Consider the following 19,503-nt stretch of genomic DNA (forward strand, 5'->3'; position numbering starts at 1 on the left):
TTTCTTAATTTTTACGCTAAAAGCTTGGAAAGCAGCTCTTGGATCGCATATGTTACATTTTGGGATTGATTGGCGGAGCTTGTTTGGCTTAAAGTATTGGATTCAAAAACCAAACCTGTATTACTCCCACCGGAACCCTCTGTTGTTTTAGACACAGAGAACGGGCTGATGGAAACTGCAAATCCGTTATTAAAAACGCTGTTCCCGGATATCGAATGAATATAAACTGGGAATTTCATCATTCATCTCTCCTCTCTGTTATGACTGTTTATACAATATGGTGTGTGAGCAGCAGTTGCTTAAACAAAACGGCAAAAACTTTCAGTAAGAGACAAAAACCTGCAAAATGCCACAAGCGCCTTTTGTTAATGCAGCTTTTTAGGGACGTTTTTTTTATTTTTTTTGCCAACTTCATCAAAAATATTCTGATTGCCAGACTGGGCTTGTCCGTCCTTATTTATGAAATCGGGGTGAATGAGTTTTTTCAGATCCCTGACTGTTAAAGGCTTGGCGTCATCAGTCAATTCAATTCCTAATTGTCCGTTGGCCTCTAATGTCGCAATTTTGACATCTTGTATAGCCGTAACGCCGTGAAGCCTTAGCTGCATTTCAAGCTGGTCAGCTGTAAGTCTCATCTTCTTTAAGTTTTCGATATGAAGCTGTCCGTTTTCAATGACGATTTTTGCTTTTCCGGTTAACATCTTTTCAATGGTGTTCGATTTCATTTGGATCCATTCCATAACGATGAGTGTGCTTGTGAAAATTGCCGCTGCAATTAATGTTTTGAAGAGGCTGTACTCGATGATTGGCTGAACGATAATAGTTCCGATCGAAATCATGACAACCGTTTGAGTTGACGTCATTTGTGCGATTGATTTCCTTCCTGAAATTCTCAGCAAAATGACCCCGGCTACAATGAGAACAAGAGATTCCCAAGTGAAATTCATGCTACCACCTGACCAATGATGAATTAGATTTGTCATGGGATTGGCTTTTCTTCCGGCCAATCGCAATTTAATATATCCGAAAGGCAGTCGGTTCATTCTGTCCTGAACCGAACAATATTTTTGGTATAGATGGATATATTAAGCCAAACAATGATAGCAACAGGAGTTTTTTGGCCGAAACAATCTGGGAAGCGGGGAGCGCCATAACATGATTGAACTTGAAGTTGTCATTAGAACGGTTGCCAGCTTTGGCTTGCTGTTAATCGCAGAACGAATTTTAGGCAAACAGACAATCTCTCAAATGACGATTTTTGATTTTATTGCGGCGATCACACTAGGGGCGATTGCTGCCGGATTAGCTTACAATACTTCAATAAAACCGCACAATATGGCCATTTCGTTTAGTATTTTTGTGCTAACGATTTTTCTAATTTCGTTTCTGTCGATAAAGAACAGGAAGCTGAGGAAATTTTTTGCCGGAGATCCAACAGTGCTGATTCAAAACGGGAAGATACTTGAATCAAATATGAGGAAAATGCGTTACACACTTGATTATTTAAATCAGCAATTACGGGAAAAAGAAATATTTAATATCGAAGAAGTTCTTTTTGCCATTCTTGAAACGAATGGTCAGCTGACTGTGTTAAGAAAACCGCAATTCCGGCATGTGACCAAACAGGATTTAATGATTGCGGTAAACCAAGAACAAAGGCTTCCGATAGAACTTATTATGGACGGAGAAATCATTGAGAATAATTTAAAGCAGAATCGTTTGACGGAATCCTGGCTTTTGGAAGAATTGCGAAAAAGAGACATAAAGGTGAAAGAGACCGTGTACGCAGTGCTGATGGGTAATGGGGATATTTATGTGGATCAATATAAAGACCATATATCAGTCCCTATGGATAAGGAATGAAGGAACAATCAATCTTAAAGCCCCTTATTGAACGCAATGGTTTCAACTTGTCTTGGGTACGAAATATGCAGAAGCCCGTTTAACAGCTGAATCTGTAACAAATGAGTTTCAGCGGCTTCGGGAAGCTGAATGATTCGCTCAATTTCTCCGTAATACCGTTCACGCAGCACTTCCATTTCGGCTGGAAAAACAGGCGTGATCGTTCCTTTGATCAGCAGCTGGGTTTTAGACAGTAAACGGATCGTTAATTCTTCCTCATACACACCGGGCATTTCCACAATGATAAAATTATATTCCTCATCTTGATAAAAGTCGTAAACAAACGTAGAAGCTTCGGAATCAAAAAAATGTTCCGGGGCTTTATATTTGAGCACATTTGTCCAAAAGTCACTTTGTTTATATTCATTCGTAATCTCAAGCCACTTTCGAATTTTTTCGAAATCCATATGAGATTCTCCTTAAATTTGATTTGAAATCGGCGCAGAAGGGTTTCCGATTTGGTCTTGGTCACTAACGTCTGAATCAATATTTCCAGTGTTTAAAAGTGAAGACGTAGGCGAAAGATCCCCTAAGGAAAAGTTTGCTCCAAAATATTTGCTGTTCGCAGTATGGCTGTTGTGCACAGTCGGACCGACATCTATATTTCCGTTTTGCGTGACGCCGTTGATCTTAATATTTGCGATATTAATTTGATATGGCATAGACGAAACCCCTTTAATCTAAAATTGGCGGTGGTGCAATCGGAGGAGCATTAACGTTGGATGTATCAGAGTTGCCGATAGATGTCTGGTCATTTACATCAGGATCGTTTAAGAAGTTTTCCATTACGGATTCTGTAGGTGATGTATCACCGAAAGAAGAGTTGGTCCCTTGAGATTTTTGATTGTTGGTAGGGCTGTTATAAGCAGCTTCGCCTATTGTAATTGAACCATTGCCCGAAATACTGTTGATCTTCAAATAATATAGGTTGATTACTGTAGACGGCATCCCATCACACCCTTCCATCTTTCTGTACAGTACATTATGCGCCGCTGCACCCAATTGTTCCTTGCATTTACGGGCAAAACTCTATCTGGCCCTGGAGTGATGCTCGTTAGAAAAAAAGAATAAAGTTTGTCACAGCCTGAATGTCAATCTATTTGGCAAATACTTATCAGTGAATGAAAAGCCATTGATATAGGAAGCAATGAATTGATTCAGTTATTCGAAATGCATGAGACCCTTTAATAAAGAAAGCTGGCAAACAGGATCAGTTTGAAATTATTGACAATGAAGCAAATGCCATGAAATAATACTCGTGAGTAACATTACTTGCGAGTATTATTTTTGGGGGTGGTCCTCGTTGAAAAGTAAAAAAGGACGTAAAGGGGAAGAAAGCCGGAAACGGTTACTCAAAGCTGCCGCTAATGAATTTTCGATTCGGGGATTCCATGACGCGAAGGTAAGTGAAATTGTGAAAAAAGCTGGGTTCACGCAGCCTTCATTTTACCTGTACTTTCAAAGCAAAGAAGCCATCTTTGCCGAGTTAATAACCGATTTTCACTCTCGGGTCAGAAAGCTGACAGAGTCACTTCTTCTGGAAAACGGATTAAACACGGAGGATGTGTCAAAACGGGTACTGCTAGCTGTAGAGACTGTTTTTCAATTTTTAGCTGAGGACAAGGATTTAACCAAGATCGGCTTTTTTCTCAACCCGGAAGCAAAACAAATGAAAAAAGACTTGGCGATGGTTTTGAAAGAGAACTTAGAAGCAGAACAGCGGCTTGGCTATTTTCACTCTGAACTGGATATGGAAACTGTCGCTGAGTGTTATATCGGCATGATTGAACATTTAACCGATTCATTTTTGTTAACCGGAATCAAAGATCCGGCAAGCCTCGCAGCAGAGGTTGTGAATCTTTTGATATACGGGATGCTTCCGAAAGGGAATGACGTAAGATGATATCTATTATTCTGAAAGTCAGTTTGGCAGTTTTTATGCTTGCGGGAGGCATAATAAAGGTAAGCCGCGTTCCCTTTCAAGTTGAGCATTGGCGGCATTATCAATATCCATTATGGTTTCTGACTGTTACTGGCATTCTTGAAATAGCCGGGGCACTTGCTATGACAGCGGGAATTTGGAATCGGAATGCAGCGATTGGAGCAGGTGTTCTGTTTGTCGTTCTCATGGCGGGAGCCATTCATGCGCATATGTTTCGAGCAAGACAATCGGCCATCATGGCGATACCAGCGATGATCTGTTTGATTGTTTCTATCATGATCATCATGGGGAGTTACACGTAAGCTTTTCACTAATGTTTAAGAACAAGCCCATTTGCAGGAAACCTCCTGTTCTTATCGAATAATAGAAAGTCCAGGAATTAACTGAAGCAGTAAAATAGAGATCCATTTCTGCGTTATTCGTCCGGCATCAGCTGGGCTTTTTTTATAAAGGAGGAATACAGGATGGCATTCACTTTGGAAGACATGACTGAGGAAGAGTTCGAAGCCTTTCGCGGGATGTCCGTGCAAAATTTTGCGAAACAAAACATAACTTCAGGAACTTGGACGGAAAAAGAGGCATTTGAGAAATCGGAGCAGACATATGAGAACATGATTCCGAATGGGCGAGACAGCAACAATCATTATTTTTGGAACATCACAAATGACCAAGGGGAAAGAATGGGCTGGCTCTGGCTGTACGCTGATCCGTTTCATCCGCAAAAGGAAGCGTTTATCTATTCCTTTGGATTGTATGAAGCTTTTCCGGAAAAGGACTTGCTCAATTGGCGCTTCAAATGCTTGATGAAAGAGCAAGAGAGCTTGGTGTGGAAAGGCTGGCTCTACATGTATTTGCACACAACGAGACAGCCGTCTATCTTTATCAGAAGATGGGTTATGCCATGACCAATATACGTATGCGGAAACAGCTATACTGAAAAAATTCGCTTACGTTACCCAAACACAACATGCCTATCTGGAAGCAGTGGCAGGGTACTATAAGTCATCATTAGAAACATTAAGGTCATGGGAAGGCTTGAACATATAAAGAAAAAAGGACAACAGCTGTTGTCCTTTTCAATGCCGCTTGAACTTTCTCCCTCAGTCTTTTTTGTCTTGATGATCCAGCTCTTTTATTCGTTTCGTAAGCTCATTGAAAGCTTGATCAAGCTCTTTATACCCTTTATCATTTGGCATCATAAAACTGAGCTTTCCCAGCACTTCTTGTCTTTCTGTCTCAAGCTTTAACCGAAGCTCCTCCCGCTCATTTCTTTCTGAAGGAGCGTCGTTTAACTGCTTTTCGATGCCGTTGTTTGAGATGACGAGTTTACTGTTTGTTGTTTTTTCGAGAAAGTATCGGTCATGTGAAACCGCCAGCAATGTGCCGCTGTATTGTGATAGTGTTTCTTCCAGCTGTTCGCGTGACGGCAGGTCGAGATGGTTTGTCGGCTCATCTAAAATCAGCACGTCTTTTTCCTCCAGAATATAGGCCATCAGCTTGATCTTTACACGCTCACCCATACTCATATGCTTGATCGGTTCAGTCCATTGGGCGGCTGTAAAACCTAAGTGCCTCATCAGATTTTGAACGTGCCCCCTTGCTTTGAATGTTTCATTCTTAAATAACTCTTCCGGTGTTTGTTCTAAAGGCAAATCAAACACCTCCTGCGTTAAATAGCCGATGTTTGCGGACGGCGACACCCATACGCTTCCTTCTGCTGTTTCCTGTCCAAGAATGATGTTCAGTAATGTCGTTTTTCCGCTGCCATTGGGGCCTATGATCGCAACCTTTTCGCCGTGCTGAATTGTAAAGTTTGCGTTTTTAAAGAGAGTCCTTTCTCCAAACGCTTTTGTTACATTCTGAACTTCTAAAAAACGTTTTCCTGTTTTGGGGGTTGTATCGATTGAAAAGCGGACTGTATATTCTGGGGTAACGGGTTCCGCCTTTGCTTTTTCCAGCTCTTTTTCAAGCCGCTTCTGCTTGGATTTTATCTGGGCATCCGTACGCTTCGCTTTTACCCGGTGATATTCTTTAAACCCTTCCTTTTTCGTCGATTGAGCATGGGCTTTTTCCGACCAAGAAGCGAGCTCATTCATTTGTGCTTCAATCCGTTCAACCATTTTTTGCTGCTTTTCATATTCACGCTGCTGGGTGAGTCTTTTCTTCTCCCGGAACTTCATATACCCGGAGTAATTCCCTTTGAATTCAATCAGCGTCTGATCCTCAAGCGACCATATTTTTGTTGCGGCTTCGTCTAAAAAATATCGATCGTGAGAAACGAGAATCACAGTGCCGTTATAATGTTTCAGCTGTTGGATGAGAAATTGCAAGCTTTTTTCATCAAGGTGGTTTGTCGGTTCATCTAACAGCAGCAGATCTGCATCCTCTGATAGTCCTTTCGCCAGCCGCGCTTTTAGTTTTTCACCGCCGCTTAACTGATGAAAATCACGAAGAGGCACATGCCATTTCTCCAGTAACTTCTTTTCGGCAGGTGTCTGATCCGCAAAGGAATATGCCGCTGTTTCCTGTTCAACCAAAGCCAGTTTTATATCCTTTCGAAGGATTTGACCCTGGGAAGGGGCTAAGTCATTGTGAATGAGGTGCAGCAGCGTAGATTTCCCAGCGCCGTTTTTGCCGATAATTCCAATGATATCTCCTTGCTGAACACTGGCATTTATATTTTTAAAAACAGTCAGATCCTTCACTTCATAGCTAACGTTTGTTAATGTTACGATCTCTTTCATCCATATCCCTCGCTTTAAAGGGAGAATAAAAAAATCCTCCCAAATGTGTTGGAAGGATTAGCCGTGCCTGTGCATGATCAAATAAGCTATTTTTTATAAATAGCAGGTCGTATATATAGAAAATGGGCAGACTAATCCTATTTTTTGATTTGAAATATTGATTTCAAACGGTAAAAATAAGATTAGTTAATCATTGTCCACCCATCATCCCTTCTTGTTTTGATTACAAACACTATAGCATACCTTCAAATTCAAAAGCAAAGGTCATTTTCATCAAAAAACTCCTGCTCTCATTTTTGAGGCAGGAGTTTCGAGTGTTATTGATGCTTCGCTTTTCTCACTTTATAAATTACAATCAGCAAAATAAACCAAACCGGTGTGACAAATAAGGAAACACGAGTATCCTGTGCCAGTGCCAGCACAACCAGAACAAACGCTAGGAACGCAAGAATCAGGTAATTTGTAAACGGATAAAGTGGAAGCTTAAACTTGTTTGTTTTCGCTAATTCAGGTCTTGTTTTGCGGTATTTCATATGGCAGATGACCGTAATCCCCCAAATGTAGATAAAGCATACGGTTGAAATACTTGTGATCAGGGTGAATACGCCTTCTGGCATGATGTAGTTTAACGTAACACCGATTAAAATCACGATAGCTGAAAAGAATAAAGCATTTCTAGGCACTTTACGCTGAGTCAGTTTCGCCATTGACTCAGGCGCATTGTGATCTTTCGCCAGGGAATAGACCATACGGCTTGTACTGAATACAGCGCTGTTGCATGCTGAAGCAGCGGATGTCAACACAACAAAGTTGATGATACTTGCAGCCCCGACGATGCCAACAGCAACAAATACTTGTACGAATGGGCTTTCGCTGGGATTGATGACATCCCAAGGATAGATGCTCATAATCACGAGAAGAGCCCCGATATAAAAAAGCAGCACACGGACAGGAATATTGTTGATCGCCTTAGGGATTACTTTTTCAGGGTTTTCTGTTTCACCGGCCGTAAGCCCGACAAGCTCAATGCCGACAAAAGCAAACACAACCATCTGGAACGAGAGGATAAACCCGTGCATGCCATTCGGGAACAGGCCTCCATGGCTCCAGAGGTTTGTGAAACTGGACACTCCTGAGCTTGTGGAAAAGCCTTTGAAAATCATCACAAGGCCAATGACGATTAACGCCAAAATGGCAATGACTTTAATCAAAGCAAACCAAAATTCTAATTCTCCAAAAAGCTTGACTGTCGCCAGATTCATAATCAGTAAAATAATAAGAGCGATTAAGCCAGGCACCCATTGCGGCACACCCGGGAGCCAATATTGAGTGTAGAGCCCGACTGCTGTCAGATCAGCCATCGCAATGGAAATCCAGCAGAACCAATATGTCCAGCCGGTGATAAATGCTGCCATATCGCCTAGGTAGTCTTGTACAAAATCCACAAAAGAGTGATAGTTCAAGTTTGATAACAGCAGTTCACCCAGCGATCTCATAATTAAAAAGCAAATGATCCCTGTGATCATATAAGCAAATAAAATCGAAGGTCCGGCAAAATGAATCGATTTGCCCGAGCCGAGAAATAAGCCTGTCCCAATGGCTCCGCCGATGGCGATGAGCTGGATATGCCTGTTTTTCAAGCCTCTCTGCAACGTTTGCTGATTTATATTGTCTTTCGTCATGTCGTCTGTCACTTTATGTGTTCCTCCATTGAAAATTGTTTATTGAGTCAGCAATCTATTTTTAATGATTATTATAACACTAAAATTTCTATCTTTTTTACTAAAAAAGGATTGATGAAAAGAATTTTAATGTGATTTGGACTATTTCCCGAAAAAAGCGGCTCCATTTAGGGAGCCGCTTTCTTATGCTTTTTCAGTTTTTTTCATAAACAGGTAGAGCCCATAATCTGTCGGTGCGGATGCGTAGCCTGCCTGCCGCAGCATTGCTGTGATATTGCCGCGGTGGTATGTCCCGTGATTGACAACGTGGGGAAGCAGTTCGGAAACAGTTGTTTTCATGATTCCGCTTGAGGGATTTTGAATCTGGAGTGGCTGATTGAGCTGTTCTTTTTGCTGTAAAAATAGTGTAAAGCGCTCGGATAACCTCAGAAAAAGGTCTTCCATTTCCTCTATTTCTTTTGCCTCTGTCTGTTCTTTAAGCTGTTCAGCTAAAGCCAACGCATCGCTCAAGGTTTTGCCGGAAAACACTTCAATCCAGCCGAGATCAGAAAGATAAACATGAGACAATACATGGGATATTGACGGAAACACGCTTTGAATTTCCTGATGGTATACCTCTTTTGGAAGCTCTTTTAATCGGTTGAATATTTGTTGATTGGCCCAGACGTTATATTCATACAATTTGAACGCCAAATCTGACATGTTAAAATTCCCCCTTTCATGTATATAGCTTCTATTATACACGAACGTGCGTTCCTGTGTAGAGTGCCCGTGAATAAAATTTGTTGACATATATAGTTTAGAGGAATAAACTAATTGACATTGAACATAAAGTTTAGTGGGGTAAACTATAATGAGGAGGGGAAGATATTGAATGAACAAAAGCTATGTCAGGCGATAAACCTGTTTGTGGAAGTCCTGCTTGAAGGGACAGAATTTGTGCATCGTGAAATCAATCAGGATGTCTTCAAGCATATCTCAAGGGAACAGGCAGACCTGTTGAAAATTTTAAAAGTCAAGGGCCCAACCTCTCCCGGCAGCCTGGCCATGTACCAAAATGTACATAAGAGCGCGATCTCTAACAGACTGAAAAAGCTGCTCGAAAAGGGATTGGTTCAATGGGACGACGGTCCGGAAAAAAGTGATAGGCGCTCTAAGCTTATTAACATTACACCCAGTGGTGAACACATACTAGAAGAATTAGATTCTGCCATCTTTAACGCGCTCAAACCGTTGATTGATGATATAGATGAGGAACACTTACATTCCATCATCGAGATATTCACCATTTTAAAAAGCAAATTTAAAGGAGGAGATTCTGCCGAATGAGAGCAATCATCAAATTCAAGTGGGCAATTGCAGCCATAGTATTAGCACTTACCGTCGTTTTGAGTTTGTTTTCTCCGAACTTAACGGAGCTGGCCAATCAAAAGGGGCAGGCCCAGCTTCCCGCTGATGCTGTTTCAGAAAGGGCAAACGCCATTTTAAAACAAGCGGGAGAAGACAATAATTCGATCAGTGTTGTCTTTACATTAGACAACGCTATAAAGAAAGAAACAGAGAATCAGCTCCGGATAATGATTGATAAAATTAAAAAGATCGACGGTGTAGAAGAGGTAACATCTCCTCTGTCAGCGGAAAAAGAAGTCAAAGACCAGTTGATGTCGAAAGACAAGAAAACCGTTCTCATGCCTATCACGATTACAGGTTCTGATAAAAAGGCGGAAAAAATTGCGGACGAGATTTATCAAATCGTTCCTGATGACTTGACGGCATATATTACGGGAGCTTCCCTTATCAACCAGGATTTCGCTCACAGCTCAGAGGAAGGGCTTAAGAAAACGGAAGTGATCACAGTCTGCCTGATCATCGGTTTACTGTTGATCGTGTTCCGATCTGTTGTGACGCCTTTTATCCCGATTGTGGTTGTCGGTTTTTCTTATCTGATCAGTCAATCCATACTGGGCATCCTTGTATACAATGTTGATTTTCCAATCTCGACGTTTACGCAAACCTTCTTAGTCGCGATCCTGTTCGGCATTGGAACAGATTACTGCATACTGCTTCTTACACGATTCCGTGAAGAATTGGCAAACGGGCATGATAAAAAAGAAGCGGCGCTTATCGCTTACCGCACAGGGGGAAAAACCTTATTTATCAGCGGATTTGCGGTATTGATCGGATTTTCCGCCTTAGGATTTGCGAAGTTTGCGATTTTTCAATCCGCAGTAGGGGTAGCAGTCGGTGTGGGAATTTTAATGATCATCCTCTACACACTGCTGCCATTATTTATGGTGACGCTGGGTGAAAAATTATTCTGGCCTTCTAAGAAAGTGCTGTCACACAGTGATAACAAACTATGGGCGTTTCTCGGCAGACACTCCGTTGCGCGTCCGTTTCTGTTCATTGTCATCACGGTGGTGATTACGCTTCCGTTCATCTTGACCTATGATGACCAGATTTCATTCGACTCAACTGCGGAAATCAGCAGCGATTATAAATCTATAAAAGCTCTCGAGGCCATTAAGGATGGATTCGGGGAAGGAAAAGCGTTCCCGATCAATGTTGTCGTAAAAGGAGACAAAGATCTTACAACAGCTGATACAATCCCCTATCTAGGAAATATCAGCAAAGCGATCGAGAAAGTCGATCATGTTGACTCTGTTATGACCATTACGCAGCCGACTGGTGAAAAAATCAAAGATTTATATATTGATAACCAGCTAGGATCGGTTTCAGACGGGCTGGATAAGACGGTAAAAGGGATTGCCGATGTCCAAAGCGGATTAACGGATATAGAAAACGGACTGAATCAAATGGCAGGGCAAACCGGCTCGGCCTCAAATGGAGGGTCTGGCGGGTCACTGGGCGATGCGGCAGATGGCTTGGGCAAAATCAATCAGCAGCTGCAGCTCGTGAGCAAACAGATTTCCCAAACCGGCAATACCGCACAGACCGTGCAGCAGCTTACGGCAATCAGCGGACAGCTTGGCCAGATTCAAACCGGCCTTGAACAAGCGAACCAACAGCTCTCAGGCCAGCAGGCACAAGCTGGAACGCTGACAGAAAGCCTGAAGAAGCTGTCCGAAGGCGTGAAAAGCGCAAATCAGGGCCTGACGAAAGTCTCTGACGGTATTACAGCTTCCAGTGATATGTTAGAGGATATGAGCAAAAGTTCAACTGTAAGAGATACAGGCATATTCATTCCCGGTCAAGTAATGAAGGACAAAGACTTTAAGAAGTCAATTGACCAGTATTCCTTTGCAGACGGCAAAGGTGTTCAATTAAGTGTCGTTCTGGATTCAAATCCGTACTCAGAACAAGCTATTACGACAATAAACCAAATCAAAAAAGCTGTCGCAAACGAAGTTGACGGCACTCCTTTGGAGGATGCACAGATCGTATACGGCGGGGTCACGAGTATGAATGCGGACTTAAAGGAGCTGTCCACAACGGACTTCTCCAGAACAATGGTGATTATGATTATAGGCCTGTTTATCGTGTTAACCATTTTGTTCCGCTCAATGATCATGCCGATTTATATGATCGCGTCATTGCTGCTGACGTACTATACGTCGATATCCATAACAGAATTAATTTTTGTAAACGGCTTAGGAAACGCGGGTGTCAGCTGGGCAGTGCCATTCTTCAGCTTTGTCATCTTGATCGCGTTAGGGGTAGATTATTCGATCTTCTTGCTGGATCGATTTAAGGAAGAGGTGCACCTTGGCATTGAGCAAGGTGTCGTCAGGTCAATGAGCAAAATGGGATCTGTCATTATTACAGCTGCCATTATATTGGCCGGTACGTTCGCGGCGATGATGCCTTCAGGTGTTAATACACTGATGCAGGTGGCAAGTGTTATCATCATCGGGCTCTTGCTTTACGGCCTTGTCATTCTTCCGCTTTTCATCCCGGCAATCATTGCGACCTTTGGAGAAGGAAACTGGTGGCCGTTCGGTAGGAAGAAAGGAAAAGAGTAATCGAGAGAAGAGTGATGAATGGTCATCACTCTTTTTTCATGACTAAACGACTAACTTCAGACGTGTTACCCAAAAAAGGTCAGACGATCAAACGGCGGCTGGGTACTTAAAAACAAAGAGCCCGGAAAACATTCCCGGGCTCTTTGTTTTATTTCCATTCTGCAATTGTATCAATCGGCAGACGGTAGGAAGCATAGCCTTCGTCTGCTGCTTTTCCGATAGAAAGTAGCATAACCGGTACATAACGTTCTTTATCTAATCCGAAGGTTTCCGCGATGTTTTCTTTATCGTATCCGCCGATCGGGTTTGTATCGTAGCCATGCGCGCGTGCAGTCAGCATCAGCTGCATGGAAACAAGACCTCCATCAATCAGGATCGTTTCACGGTTGACCTGTGCCGGAAGCTTTTCAAAATGTGCGGTCAGCGCGGCGATTTGTCTGTCTTTGACCTCCTGCGGCATGTAACCAAGTTCCACGGCCTTTGAATAGATTTCTTCTAAGTAGTCTGCATTGTTCATGTCTGCAAATACAGCGATGACAGCAGATGATGTTGTGACCTGTGTTTGGTTAAAGCTTGCAAGCGGTGCGAGCTTTTCTTTTCCTTCCGGGCTGTCAATGATAAGAAAACGCCATGGCTGCGCGTTAACAGAAGATGGGGCAGTTGTTGCTTCCTCTAAGATCTCTGTCATTTCTTCTTTGCTGATTTTTACTGCCGGATCATAGTTGCGGATAGAACGGCGGCCTTTCATAATTTCCATAAAATCGTTTGTTTTGATCATGTTGATACACTCCTCTTAAGCTTCGATATTATTTATATTGTTTCGCATGCGCGCCAGCACATCAATGAGCAGGCGGCGTTCTTCTGCGCTTACATTTGCGAGCATTTCCTTCATGAAACGCTCCTTTTCCTTCTTAGAAGACTCAATTCGCTCTCTTCCTTGGTCTGTTAACCTAACAAGGGTGATGCGGTTGTCCTCAGGCTTGCGCCGCCTTGATACCATGCCTTTGGCATCCAGCTGTTTCAGGTGTCTGGTAACGGCTGCGCTATCGATATTTACTTTCTTTTGAAGGTCGCTTTGACTGATCTCATCTGCATGATAAAGCAATGTCAGCAATTCCAAACGAGATTGGCTGATGCCCGTGCATGCCTCGAACTTCACGCCAATCACCTTGTTCACGCCTTGCAGCTGATATAAAATCTCGGCTTCCTCTGAACAAAATGACGCCAAAACCCATCCCTTCTTTCCTGTCAAAACTATTAATTGATATATCAATGATTGACACGTCAATTAATATACAACGATTGATTTCATCTTGCAAGCCATTTGCACTTTTGAACAACCTCCCAGCGCATAAAATTCGCTAGGCTAGAACTTAGCAAAAAAAGCTGGCCGTTTCTTCAGATGATGCTGATCACGATGATTCCCCGCATCATTCCCTTTATAGGTGTTCGGAATATCACTTTGCCGAGCCCGTGCTCAAGCGGCTTTCACAGGCTGAAAGTTATGATACAATATACAAATGTTTCACAGCTTCAATCCATAGTTGGAGCTGACATCCATTATATAAGGGACTAGGTTGAAGGGAAGGTTTGATAACATGCTGCACAATCCAACTGGAAAAGAACGCTTGGCACTAGCGTTTCTGCTCGGCATGCTTGCTATATTGGGCCCGCTTAATATAGATATGTATTTGCCAAGTTTTCCTGAAATCGCGGAAGATTTATCAGCAAGTGCTTCACTTGTTCAGTTAAGTTTAACAGCCTGTCTGGTCGGGCTTACGATCGGCCAGCTAATTGTCGGGCCGGTCAGCGATGCGCAGGGAAGACGAAAACCGCTATTAATCTGTATTTTTTTATTTGCGTTATCTTCTCTGTTTTGTGCACTGTCGCCCAATATAACAACTTTAGTGGCTGCGCGTTTTTTACAAGGCTTCACTGCTTCTGCAGGGCTTGTGCTGTCTCGCGCAATCGTCCGCGATGTGTTTACCGGAAGAGAGCTTTCTAAATTTTTCTCGCTGTTAATGGTCATTACCGCGGTGGCGCCAATGGTTGCGCCTATGACAGGCGGTGCCATTTTGCTTTTGCCGTTCGCAACGTGGCATACAATTTTTCACGTCCTCATGATCATCGGATTTTTACTAGTTCTTCTGATTGCATTGAGGTTAAAAGAAACGCTTCCGCCGGAAAAACGGATTCCAAGCTCAATCGGAACATCCGTCAAAACGATGGGCAGCCTGCTGAAGGATCGATCCTTTATGGGGTACGCGTTAACTGTCGGATTTATTCACGGGGGAAGCTTTGCATATGTGTCTGGTACGCCTTTTGTATACCAGGATATCTACGGGGTGTCTCCGCAGGTATTTAGTATTCTTTTTGGCATTAACGGGCTGGCGATTATATCGGGCAGCTTTATCATCGGGCGCTTTGGCGGAATCATTCATGAAAAAAGCCTGCTTCGTATAGCGGTCATTACGGCTGTGATTGCGACGGCTGTGCTATTAACCATGACCATGATTCACGGTCCTCTTGCTACATTAGTCATATCCATTTTCATTTACATGATTACGATCGGCATGGTTCTGACCAGCACGTTTACCCTGGCCATGGAAAAGCAGGGGCACCGCGCCGGAAGTGCAAGTGCGCTGCTTGGAATGCTCCCGCTGCTCCTCGGTTCAATCGTGTCACCGCTTGTAGGCATTAATGAGACAACAGCTGTTCCGATGGGAGCGATCATGTTTGTGACAGCTGTCATCGGCTCACTGGCGTTTTTTGGATTAACGAAAGAACGAGTAGGGCAGAATTCATAAAAAAAACCTGACATGACGTCAGGTTTTTTGTTTTATTTAGAATAACAACAGCAGGCCTGCAATCGCCGGAGTCAAAAAGATGGCTGATTTCAAAACCACCTTTGGCATGAGGTTGGTGAATTTCGCGCCTACATAGGCACCGCACATTGTCCCGACCAGAACTTTGACAAGCAAAACGTAATCAACAAAACCTTCTGTGATATACCCGATGCCTCCACCTACAGCCAGAGGGATGATCACAAGCATCGTCGTTCCGACAGAATGGCGAATGGACAGATTCAGCATAATCATTAAACCGATTTGAATAAAAGGTGCCGACCCGATGCCGAATGTGCCGGAAAGAACGCCGGCTACAATTCCTAAGATGACCGCTCTCGTATACGTTGAAAGAGTGCTTTGATTCACTTGAGCCTTCTCTTTTAAAATAAATAATCTGATTAAAATGAGAATTGCTGATAAAAATAACATTCCAGCCGTCAAATAATGAAGCAAATCAGCCGGAATAAAAGATGTCAGCTTGGCGCCGAAAAATGAGCCAACCGCAGCAAAGCCTCCGACTATTAAGCCGATTTTCATTTGAATGTTGCCCTCGCGATAGTGGCTGTATGCCCCTGATAAGCTTGTAAAAGCCATGCCGGCAAGTGAAGTGCCTAAAGCCGTATGAATCGGGATATGGAAAAGAAGCGTTAAAAGGGCAATGACAAAGCCGGCTCCACCGGCGCCAATAAAGCCTAAAATAATTCCTAGAAGAAACATAACAAGAATAATGAGCATATTTTTTCCTCCATTGAAAAGATGTAAAAATGTAATCGTGCGCTATTCTGGCGGAGGTATGGTGTCCTATTGACGAAGAAAAACACGCCGTTTTTCGGTTGTCAGTAGTCCGTCGACCGTCGTTCAGCAAACATATCGTACCTCAAATTCTGGGATCTGACAAGGCAGTTTGTTGCTTCCCATTACCATCTGTTATATGATTTTGATGAAGAAAAGCCCTTGAATATATTCAAAAGAGGTATTATATATGGACGATTTTAAATTAGATAAGCCGACTCCCTACTACCTGCAATTTTATAACCAGCTAAAAAAAATGATCTTCAACGGGACTTTTAAGCCTGGGGAACGGATAAACGAAACACAGCTGGCGAAAAGCTTTGGCGTCAGCCGCTCTCCGATAAGGGAAGCCATGCGATTGCTTGAGAAAGATGGTTTGTTAAAAGCGGATGACCGAAATGGGTTTTCGATCACGTCGTTAACGGCAAAAGATGTAGATGAGATTTATAAAATCAGAATTCCGCTGGAGCAGCTGGCAGTCGAATTAGTCATAGACGAAGCGGACGAAGAAGAGCTGACCATACTCGAAAAACAGCTTGAAGAAACAGAGAAAGCGATTTACAACGGCACGGAAGATACGGAAATCATTCGTTTAAACCAAAAATTTCATGAGCTGCTGGTTGATTTCAGCCATAACAGACATTTGAAAAATTTGCTTGAGCATGTAAATGACCTGATTCATTTTTGCAGAATTCTTAATTATACCGGCGACCACCGTGCAGAAACGATACTGCGTGAGCACCGCAGGATATTTGAAGAAGTGAAAAAGAAAAACAAAGAAGCAGCCAAACAGCATGTGCTGGCTCATTTCAATCATGACTGTGAGCATTTGAAGCATGTGCTTGAAGAAGGTAAAGAGAATTGATTTCTATGATCCGGTACCAAGGGAGAGCAGAACCCTTGGTATTTTTTTATGTATTCACCACATATCTAAGAGGCCCCGTTAATAAGATTTTATGATGGTTTGACTAACGAATAATGGGGGTTAAACATGTTTATCCATATCGTCGGGCCTGGTGATTCTTTGTTTTCGATAGGCAGAAGATACGGTGCTTCTGTTGATCAAATACGGGGTGTGAATGGTTTAGATGAAACGAATATCGTGCCGGGGCAGGCTCTGCTTATCCCTCTTTATGTATATACAGTCCAGCCGGGAGATACGCTTACCGCCATTGCAGCTAAAGCGTTTGTGCCATTAGAGCGACTGCGGGCCGCCAATCCGGGCATCAGCCCAAATGCTTTACAAGCGGGAGCAAAAATAACGATTCCTTCGATCTCAAATTACATTGCGGGAACGTTAAGTTTTTATGTGCTCCGAAACCCTGACCTCGATCGGGAATTAATCAATGATTATGCGCCATACTCGTCTTCGATTTCGATTTTCGAATACCATATTGCACCGAACGGCGACATTGCAAACCAATTGAATGATGCGGCTGCTATCGAGACAACTTGGCAAAGACGAGTCACGCCGCTGGCAACAGTAACGAACCTTACATCAGGAGGCTTCAGTACGGAGATTGTTCACCAAGTGCTAAACAATCCGACAGCGAGAACCAATCTGGTCAACAACATTTATGACTTAGTTTCCACAAGGGGATATGGCGGTGTCACAATCGATTTTGAGCAGGTGAGCGCCGCGGATCGCGATCTTTTCACTGGGTTTTTACGCCAGCTGAGAGATCGACTTCAGGCGGGAGGGTATGTGCTGACGATAGCCGTTCCTGCAAAAACAAGCGATAATATCCCCTGGCTGAGAGGCTATGATTACGGAGGAATAGGAGCGGTTGTCAATTATATGTTTATCATGGCTTATGATTGGCATCATGCCGGAAGTGAGCCGGGTCCAGTAGCGCCAATTACTGAAATAAGGAGAACCATTGAGTTTACGATTGCGCAGGTGCCGAGCAGAAAAATCATTATCGGAGTCCCGCTCTACGGTTACGACTGGATCATACCGTACCAGCCGGGCACAGTTGCTTCAGCGATTTCAAATCAAAACGCAATCGAAAGAGCGATGAGGTACCAAGCCCCGATACAATATTCAGCCGAATATCAATCACCGTTTTTCCGGTACAGTGATCAGCAGGGACGGACGCATGAGGTATGGTTTGAGGATGTCAGAAGCATGAGCCGGAAGATGCAGATCGTCCGTGAATACAGATTGCAGGCTATTGGTGCTTGGCAGTTAACGCTGGGCTTTACACCGGGCCCATGGCTTCTGCGGAAATTTTTCACGATCAGAAAAGTGTAAAAAAAGACACCAGAGCTTGGGTGTCTTTTTTTTGATTAAGTCCAGAGCAGCAGAATAGTTCATTCATTTGTACCTTGCATGGGTTGTGTTCCCATTTTACGATTAGTAGTAGTCTGATTAAACAAAGAGTCAGAATACGATTTGAGAGGGAGTTGTCTACATGAAGACAGTATTGATTTTGAATTTTCCTGCGGAAGGCCATGTGAATCCTACCTTAGGCATTACAAAAGCGTTTTCCGATAAGGGATATGATGTCCATTATATATCCACTGAAAAATATAAAAAACGATTAGAAGCAGCGGGAGCAACGGTCCATCTTCACCGGGATCTGCTGCGAACGACACCTATTCATGTCGGTTCGCCCAATGGCATTCTTGATTTCGTGAAAATCCATATCAAAACGTCATTAGACATTTTACAGATTGTCAAAGACTTATCTAAGAGCATTCAATTTGATTTTGTTTATTATGATAAATTCGGCGCGGGGGAATTGGTAAGGGATTACTTAGATATTCCAGGAGTCTCTTCATCGGCGTCTTTCTTGTTTGGCGAGGAGCACCTGAAAATCCTGCCGCTGCATCCGGAGTCTGGAGCGCCGCTTGAATTGGATCAAGAGTGCGAAGACCTTTTGGCAAAAATGAAAGAAACGTACGGTGTTGCCCCGAAAAACCTGGTTCAATTCATGAACAATAAAGGGGAATTGAACGTAGTGTATACAAGCCGTTATTTTCAGCCAGAAAGTGATCGTTTCGGGGATGAATGTCTGTTTATCGGGCCGAGCTTTCCAAAGAGAGCGGAAAAAACGGATTTCCCGATTGAACAGCTAAAAGATGAGAGTGTCATTTATATTTCAATGGGGACTGTACTGGATCATACAGAGGATTTCTTCAACCTTTGTATTGATGCATTTTCAGGCTTTAACGGAAAAGTCGTCATCGCTGCCGGAGAAAAAGCGGACCTGACCAAATTAAAGCAGGCGCCGGAAAACTTTATCATTGCTCCGTATGTCCCTCAGCTGGAAGTGCTGGAGCAATCGGATGTTTTCATTACACACGGCGGAATGAACAGCGTAAACGAAGGCATTCATTTCAGCGTGCCACTGGTTGTCATGCCTCATGACAAGGATCAGCCGATGGTGGCGCAGCGTCTCTCTGAACTCCATGCAGGCTATGTCATCTCTAAAGATGAAGTCAATGCCCAAATATTAAAACAGGCCGTAGATGAGGTTTTGCGCAACGATCAGTATACGGCAGGCATTAAAAAAATCAATCAAAGCTTCAAAGAATGTATGGACATGGAAGAAGTGATGGAGCGGATTGATGAGTTGATTCGCCAAAAAAACAAATAAGAAAAAGAAC

General features: G+C 43.1%; 20 protein-coding genes and 1 pseudogene. 10 read left to right on the top strand and 11 right to left on the bottom strand.

The window, feature by feature from the left end; all coding sequences use genetic code 11:
• Nucleotides 1-11 precede the first annotated feature (11 nt).
• Both SB658_RS16075 and SB658_RS16080 read right to left on the bottom strand, forming a co-directional pair.
• The gene (locus tag SB658_RS16075; protein WP_017695984.1) at nucleotides 12-242 is read right to left on the bottom strand and encodes a spore germination protein; all 231 of its coding nucleotides are present in this window, start codon (nucleotides 240-242) and stop codon (nucleotides 12-14) included.
• A gap of 123 nt (nucleotides 243-365) precedes the next feature.
• Nucleotides 366-947 (bottom strand): DUF421 domain-containing protein, encoded by a 582-nt coding sequence (locus SB658_RS16080; RefSeq protein WP_003234158.1) that lies wholly within the window; start codon nucleotides 945-947, stop codon nucleotides 366-368.
• Nucleotides 948-1,155: 208 nt separating this feature from the next.
• Here SB658_RS16080 and SB658_RS16085 point away from each other — a divergent pair, with 208 nt between their 5' ends.
• Nucleotides 1,156-1,863 (top strand): DUF421 domain-containing protein, encoded by a 708-nt coding sequence (locus tag SB658_RS16085; RefSeq protein WP_015715314.1) that lies wholly within the window; start codon nucleotides 1,156-1,158, stop codon nucleotides 1,861-1,863.
• Between the two features lie 14 nt (nucleotides 1,864-1,877).
• Here SB658_RS16085 and cotP read toward each other — a convergent pair whose 3' ends face one another.
• From cotP to SB658_RS16100, 3 genes are read right to left on the bottom strand one after another with little or no spacing between them, the layout of a single operon-like run.
• The gene (gene cotP / locus SB658_RS16090; RefSeq protein WP_015715315.1) at nucleotides 1,878-2,309 is read right to left on the bottom strand and encodes a spore coat protein CotP; all 432 of its coding nucleotides are present in this window, start codon (nucleotides 2,307-2,309) and stop codon (nucleotides 1,878-1,880) included.
• Nucleotides 2,310-2,321: 12 nt separating this feature from the next.
• On the bottom strand, nucleotides 2,322-2,564 hold the full coding sequence (locus SB658_RS16095) for a spore germination protein (protein ID WP_003234151.1): 243 nt from the start codon (nucleotides 2,562-2,564) through the stop codon (nucleotides 2,322-2,324).
• A gap of 13 nt (nucleotides 2,565-2,577) precedes the next feature.
• Nucleotides 2,578-2,850 carry a spore germination protein gene (locus tag SB658_RS16100; protein WP_003243854.1) on the bottom strand — a complete coding sequence of 91 codons (273 nt, stop codon included), beginning with the start codon at nucleotides 2,848-2,850 and terminating at the stop codon, nucleotides 2,578-2,580.
• Nucleotides 2,851-3,205: 355 nt separating this feature from the next.
• Between SB658_RS16100 and SB658_RS16105 the strand changes: the two genes are divergently transcribed.
• The 3 genes and pseudogenes from SB658_RS16105 (at nucleotide 3,206) to SB658_RS16115 (ending at nucleotide 4,781) form a co-directional block, all read left to right on the top strand.
• Nucleotides 3,206-3,805, top strand: a complete 600-nt coding sequence (locus SB658_RS16105; RefSeq protein ID WP_015715316.1) for a TetR/AcrR family transcriptional regulator — start codon at nucleotides 3,206-3,208, stop codon at nucleotides 3,803-3,805.
• Nucleotides 3,802-4,146, top strand: a complete 345-nt coding sequence (locus SB658_RS16110) for a DoxX family protein (RefSeq protein ID WP_015715317.1) — start codon at nucleotides 3,802-3,804, stop codon at nucleotides 4,144-4,146. The genes SB658_RS16105 and SB658_RS16110 overlap by 4 nt, the downstream gene beginning before the upstream one ends.
• A 162-nt stretch (nucleotides 4,147-4,308) precedes the next feature.
• Nucleotides 4,309-4,781, top strand: a pseudogene (locus SB658_RS16115) (GNAT family N-acetyltransferase).
• Nucleotides 4,782-4,944: 163 nt separating this feature from the next.
• On the opposite strand, the gene vmlR reads toward SB658_RS16115, so the two are convergent.
• From vmlR to dinB, 3 genes are all read right to left on the bottom strand, one after another.
• Entirely contained in the window at nucleotides 4,945-6,588 is a 1,644-nt protein-coding gene (vmlR, locus tag SB658_RS16120) for an ABC-F type ribosomal protection protein VmlR (RefSeq protein WP_069703793.1), read from the bottom strand.
• A gap of 317 nt (nucleotides 6,589-6,905) precedes the next feature.
• The gene (locus SB658_RS16125; RefSeq protein WP_014475969.1) at nucleotides 6,906-8,282 is read right to left on the bottom strand and encodes an amino acid permease; all 1,377 of its coding nucleotides are present in this window, start codon (nucleotides 8,280-8,282) and stop codon (nucleotides 6,906-6,908) included.
• A gap of 171 nt (nucleotides 8,283-8,453) precedes the next feature.
• A complete protein-coding gene (dinB, locus tag SB658_RS16130) occupies nucleotides 8,454-8,972 on the bottom strand; it encodes a damage-inducible protein DinB (RefSeq protein WP_069703794.1) in 519 nt (172 codons plus the stop codon).
• A gap of 168 nt (nucleotides 8,973-9,140) precedes the next feature.
• On the opposite strand from dinB, the gene SB658_RS16135 reads away from it, so the two are divergent.
• Both SB658_RS16135 and SB658_RS16140 read left to right on the top strand, forming a co-directional pair.
• The gene (locus tag SB658_RS16135; RefSeq protein ID WP_042977030.1) at nucleotides 9,141-9,599 is read left to right on the top strand and encodes a MarR family transcriptional regulator; all 459 of its coding nucleotides are present in this window, start codon (nucleotides 9,141-9,143) and stop codon (nucleotides 9,597-9,599) included.
• On the top strand, nucleotides 9,596-12,253 hold the full coding sequence (locus SB658_RS16140; protein WP_069703795.1) for an MMPL family transporter: 2,658 nt from the start codon (nucleotides 9,596-9,598) through the stop codon (nucleotides 12,251-12,253). Before SB658_RS16135 ends, SB658_RS16140 begins: the two co-directional genes overlap by 4 nt.
• Before the next feature lie 148 nt (nucleotides 12,254-12,401).
• Here the strand turns inward: SB658_RS16140 and SB658_RS16145 are convergent, their stop codons facing one another.
• Complete coding sequence (locus SB658_RS16145) at nucleotides 12,402-13,031, bottom strand: nitroreductase family protein (RefSeq protein WP_069703796.1); 630 nt, start codon at nucleotides 13,029-13,031, stop codon at nucleotides 12,402-12,404.
• A 15-nt stretch (nucleotides 13,032-13,046) separates the two neighbouring features.
• The gene (locus tag SB658_RS16150; RefSeq protein WP_080477811.1) at nucleotides 13,047-13,541 is read right to left on the bottom strand and encodes a MarR family transcriptional regulator; all 495 of its coding nucleotides are present in this window, start codon (nucleotides 13,539-13,541) and stop codon (nucleotides 13,047-13,049) included.
• 310 nt (nucleotides 13,542-13,851) lie between these two features.
• Here SB658_RS16150 and SB658_RS16155 point away from each other — a divergent pair, with 310 nt between their 5' ends.
• On the top strand, nucleotides 13,852-15,060 hold the full coding sequence (locus SB658_RS16155) for a Bcr/CflA family efflux MFS transporter (RefSeq protein WP_015382899.1): 1,209 nt from the start codon (nucleotides 13,852-13,854) through the stop codon (nucleotides 15,058-15,060).
• A 36-nt stretch (nucleotides 15,061-15,096) separates the two neighbouring features.
• Here the strand turns inward: SB658_RS16155 and SB658_RS16160 are convergent, their stop codons facing one another.
• Nucleotides 15,097-15,834: a sulfite exporter TauE/SafE family protein gene (locus SB658_RS16160; protein ID WP_015252701.1), complete on the bottom strand. Its 738-nt coding sequence runs from the start codon at nucleotides 15,832-15,834 to the stop codon at nucleotides 15,097-15,099.
• A gap of 247 nt (nucleotides 15,835-16,081) precedes the next feature.
• Here SB658_RS16160 and SB658_RS16165 point away from each other — a divergent pair, with 247 nt between their 5' ends.
• The 3 genes from SB658_RS16165 to SB658_RS16175 all read left to right on the top strand — a co-directional run bounded on the left by SB658_RS16165 (nucleotide 16,082) and on the right by SB658_RS16175 (nucleotide 19,493).
• The gene (locus SB658_RS16165) at nucleotides 16,082-16,756 is read left to right on the top strand and encodes a GntR family transcriptional regulator (RefSeq protein WP_015252700.1); all 675 of its coding nucleotides are present in this window, start codon (nucleotides 16,082-16,084) and stop codon (nucleotides 16,754-16,756) included.
• Between the two features lie 126 nt (nucleotides 16,757-16,882).
• Nucleotides 16,883-18,145 carry a glycoside hydrolase family 18 protein gene (locus SB658_RS16170; protein ID WP_069703798.1) on the top strand — a complete coding sequence of 421 codons (1,263 nt, stop codon included), beginning with the start codon at nucleotides 16,883-16,885 and terminating at the stop codon, nucleotides 18,143-18,145.
• A 160-nt stretch (nucleotides 18,146-18,305) separates the two neighbouring features.
• Entirely contained in the window at nucleotides 18,306-19,493 is a 1,188-nt protein-coding gene (locus SB658_RS16175) for a macrolide family glycosyltransferase (protein WP_015715326.1), read from the top strand.
• Nucleotides 19,494-19,503: the final 10 nt, after the last annotated feature.

Source organism: Bacillus sp. SIMBA_008 (assembly GCF_046535495.1).
In the GTDB taxonomy this organism is placed as follows: domain Bacteria; phylum Bacillota; class Bacilli; order Bacillales; family Bacillaceae; genus Bacillus; species Bacillus subtilis.